The organism is Mesorhizobium sp. M4A.F.Ca.ET.020.02.1.1 (assembly GCF_004022645.1).
GTDB lineage: Bacteria > Pseudomonadota > Alphaproteobacteria > Rhizobiales > Rhizobiaceae > Mesorhizobium.
Genome location: NZ_RZOI01000617.1, coordinates 1 through 3,692, shown reverse-complemented (window position 1 = coordinate 3,692; position 3,692 = coordinate 1). Strand labels below are relative to the sequence as shown.

The 3,692-nt window shown below is 65.4% G+C and carries 5 protein-coding genes; all 5 read right to left on the bottom strand.

Going from position 1 to position 3,692, the window contains the following annotated elements; translation table 11 throughout:
* On the bottom strand, nt 1-516 hold a 516-nt coding region (locus tag EN742_RS27910; protein WP_245492408.1), incomplete at its 3' end, for a DUF6282 family protein.
* A gap of 15 nt (nt 517-531) precedes the next feature.
* Nucleotides 532-1,590, bottom strand: a complete 1,059-nt coding sequence (locus EN742_RS27905; protein ID WP_128333518.1) for a dihydroorotate dehydrogenase — start codon at nt 1,588-1,590, stop codon at nt 532-534.
* 78 nt (nt 1,591-1,668) lie between these two features.
* Nucleotides 1,669-3,033 carry an aminotransferase gene (locus EN742_RS27900; RefSeq protein WP_128333517.1) on the bottom strand — a complete coding sequence of 455 codons (1,365 nt, stop codon included), beginning with the start codon at nt 3,031-3,033 and terminating at the stop codon, nt 1,669-1,671.
* An 82-nt stretch (nt 3,034-3,115) separates the two neighbouring features.
* On the bottom strand, nt 3,116-3,472 hold the full coding sequence (locus tag EN742_RS27895; RefSeq protein ID WP_128333516.1) for a nuclear transport factor 2 family protein: 357 nt from the start codon (nt 3,470-3,472) through the stop codon (nt 3,116-3,118).
* A gap of 51 nt (nt 3,473-3,523) precedes the next feature.
* A partial coding sequence (locus tag EN742_RS27890) for an aldehyde dehydrogenase family protein (protein ID WP_128333515.1) occupies nt 3,524-3,692 on the bottom strand: 169 nt, incomplete at its 5' end.

Here is a 3,692-nt window from a genome sequence, read left to right as displayed (position 1 = left end):
GTGATGGCCGGCCGAGACGCAAGCGTCAGCCTCGGCGATGAGGTCGAGAATGGCCTTGACCTCGTCCAGCACGACGCCCTGCCCATCGACAAGGCGCAGGCCTTCGGCCTCGACGGTCTTCTTCGTGTTCTCCGGGAACTTGCCCTTCAGTTCCTTGGCCGTCTTGATGATATGGTTCTCGGCATGCGCCGTCGGCATCCACACGATCCGCGCGCCCTGCTTCAACGCATAGTCGACCGCCGACGGGTTGAAGCCGCCCAGCGGGTGGTTGAGCACGATGGCGCTCAGCACCTTGGTGCTCTTGCCCATATTGTTGTTGAGCAGCGTCGCGATCGGCATGGTCGGGTAGTAGTGATCCTTGAGCAGGATCGCGCGCATGCCGGCCTCGTCGGCGGCGCGCAGCGCCTCGATGTGGTCGATCTTGCGAGGGTGCAGCGAGGGACCGGAATGGATGTGAAGGTCCACGGCTCCCTTGATGAGCGAGTCGATCCGCGTCTGGTCAATCTCGGTGGTCATGTCTGGCTCCTCTTGTCATTCGCTCGCTAGCGGAGCGGGTATGTAGTCGCGCCAGCGCTCGTCGAGTTCCGGCACGTCGGCAAAGCGCTTGCGGGCGTCGGCTGCGCGACCGACAAGGTCGCGAGCGGATTGCGATTTCGCCTCGCAATAGGCGTCGAGGTCGGTGACGGCCTGGGAAAGCACCTGCCAGCCGCGCAGCATCACTTCCGAGGCCATGCCGACGGCCGATGCGCCGGCAAGCATCATGCGCGCCACGTCTTGGCCATTGGTGGCGCCGTTGATGCCGATCAGGTCGCGGTCGGCCCCGAGCACGGCGCGCGAGTTGGCAAGCCAGTGGCAGGTGAGGGGCAGATTCCAGGATCCGCCGATGCCGCCGCTGGTGGAGAGGAGGGGAGCCTGGGTTTCAAGATCGGGCAGCATGCCAAGCGCGCGCCCTGCCATGATCACGCTCTCGGCGCCGTTGGCGAAGGCGGCGGCGGCGAGGTCCGGCACGCGTTCGCTCTGACCGGTAATCTTGATCCAGACCGGAATGCCGAGAGCCTCGGTCATCATGCGGGTCAGCGCTCCCACTCGCTCCGGCGAAAGCACGGTGGAGACCGCGCCTTTCGCGGCCTCGCTCGCGTAAGGCGTTCCGATGTTGAACTCGAGCACGCGCAGTCCTGCGGCTTCGATGCGGCGGGCCATGTCGAGCGCCGGCTCCTCCGCGGCGAGGATGATCGAGGGCACGAACAGGCAGTCGTGCCCGCGGGCGAACATGTCCATGGCCATGGCCTGTGCCAGCCAGGCGTCGAATTCCATCGGCGGCAGTCCCGAGCGCGACAGAACTGTCGTGCCCGCCGGCGCCGACGGCCCCCAGGGTACCTCTGTCCAATCCGGGCCGAGGGCAACGTACTCAGCGCGCCGCAACTGAGATTTGGCCACCTGCGATTCATTGATCGATTTGCCGACCACTGCTCCCGCTCCTGCCAGGATCGCGGAGCGGATTCCCGCCGCGTCGATCAAGTGCTCGCCCGGCGCCGCGATGACGGGGTTTTTCAGCGTGGTCCTGCCGACCTGGACGCGAAGGTCCGCCACCGCGTCACCTCGTCCGGCGCGACGTGGGCGCGCAGACCCGGTTGCCGTCCATCCAGCGTCTGCCCGTCGGTCGGCCCGTCACTGCGCCAACTCCGGCTCGGTAATGCGGGCCAGCGTCGTTTCCAGCGCGTCCAGCACCTGCGCGAGCTCTTCCTCGCTGACGATAAGCGGCGGGGCGACGACAAGCGTGTCGCCCAGCGCACGCAGCAGGACGCCCTGTGCCTGGAGATCGGCGGCAATCCGGGCACCTAGCCTGCCGGGTTTCTCGAACGGAGTCTTGCCTGCCTTGTCGGCGACAAATTCGAGCGCGCCCATCAGCCCGACGCCTCGGACCTCGCCCACTAGCGGCTGGTTGGCGAAGCGGCGCCAGCCGTCCTGCAACTGTCCCTGGCGGGCGCGCACCAGGCTGACAACGTCGATCTCGTCATAGATGGCCAGCGTCTCCAGCGCGACCGCCGCGCCGACCGGATGACCGCCGTAGGTGTAGCCGTGGCCGAAACCGCCGAACTCGGCGGTGCGGTCGGCCAGCACCTGGTAGATTCGGTCGCTCAGCATCAGGGCGGAGATCGGGAAATAGGAGGCCGACAGGCCCTTGGCGCAGGTGAGCATGTCGGGCTTCATGCCGACGGTCTGGGAGCCCCAGTAGTTGCCGGTGCGGCCGAAGCCGCAGATCACTTCGTCGGCGACCAGCAGGATGTCATGCTTCGCCAGAACGGGCTGGAGGAGCTCGAAATAACCCGCGGGCGGCACGACGACGCCGCCGGTACCCATGACCGGTTCGGCGAAGAAGGCCGCGATCGTGTCGGCGCCCTCGCGTTCGATCGTCGCTTCGATTTCGGCCACGAGGCGAACCGCGAAATCCCGCTCGCTCTCTCCGGCGAGGCCGCCGCGCCAGTGGTGAGGCCGCGAAACATGGACGAAGGTGTCCATCGGCAGGCCGAAACCGCGATGCATGTTGGGAAGGCCGGTCAAGCTGGCCGATGCGATGGTGCTGCCGTGATAGCTGCCCTGCCGGGACAGGATCTTGCGGCGCTGCTCGTTGCCCTTGGCCGCGTGGTAATACCAAGAGATCTTGATCGCCGTATCGACGGCCTCCGAGCCCGATGTCTGGAAGATCACCTTCGACATGGGAGAGGGCGCCTTTTCGATCAGGCGGCTGGCCAGTTCGATGACCGGCGGCGTCGAGCGATGCGCGAAGGTCTGCTGGTAGGGCATGGTCAGGAGCTGACGGTGCGCGGCATCCGCGAGCCGCCGGTTCGAAAAGCCGAGCGATGCGCACCACAGCCCCGAGACACCCTCGATATACCAGCGGCCGTCCGTATCCTGGACCCGGACACCATCGCCCTGCTGAATGATCAGCGGCCCGAATTCCTCGTGCCTCCGGAAGTTCGTCTGCGGATGCAGGTGGGTGGCAATGTCACGGTCGCGGAGCAGATTTGTCATTGTCTTCTGTTCGGTATTACAAAACGATGTCACTTAATACGAAACAACATGCCGCTGCAACCCTTTTCAGCGGGACAGGTCCTCAGAATGTCTTGCGATAGGAATCCTTGAGGGTGATCAGGCCGTCGCGAAACTCGTAGAGGTCAAGGCCGCGGATCGTCTTCGTCGTACCGTCCGGTAGACGTTTGTCGATCGACCACTCCATCAATCCGACCTCGCCCTGCGGGAAGAGGCGTCCGCATAGGAGGGGTGAAATGGTGGTGTCGGCGAAGATTTCGGCCAGTCTCGCGCGGATGGCCGGCTTGCCGGCATAGGACATCCCTGGTTCCGGGCCGATCGCGGCAGCATATACCGCGTCGTCGGAGAAGCACTCCATGCAGCCGTCGAGGTCGCGCGCCGACCAGAGCTCGCCGAAACGTTTCATCAGGACCAGGCTCATCGTTTCTTCCTGTGGTGTCGTGTCGGCGAGGCCAGTGGCGGCCGCGCGCCCTCAGGCATTCAACTGGCTGACGAATTTCGGCGTCAAATAAGCCTGGATGCCTTCCGACCCGCCCTCACTGCCATGGCCGGACTCCTTGATGCCGCCGAACGGCGTCTCGGGCGCGGCGAGCCCGAAATGGTTGATCGAGACCATTCCGGCCTCGATCCCGCGCATTAGC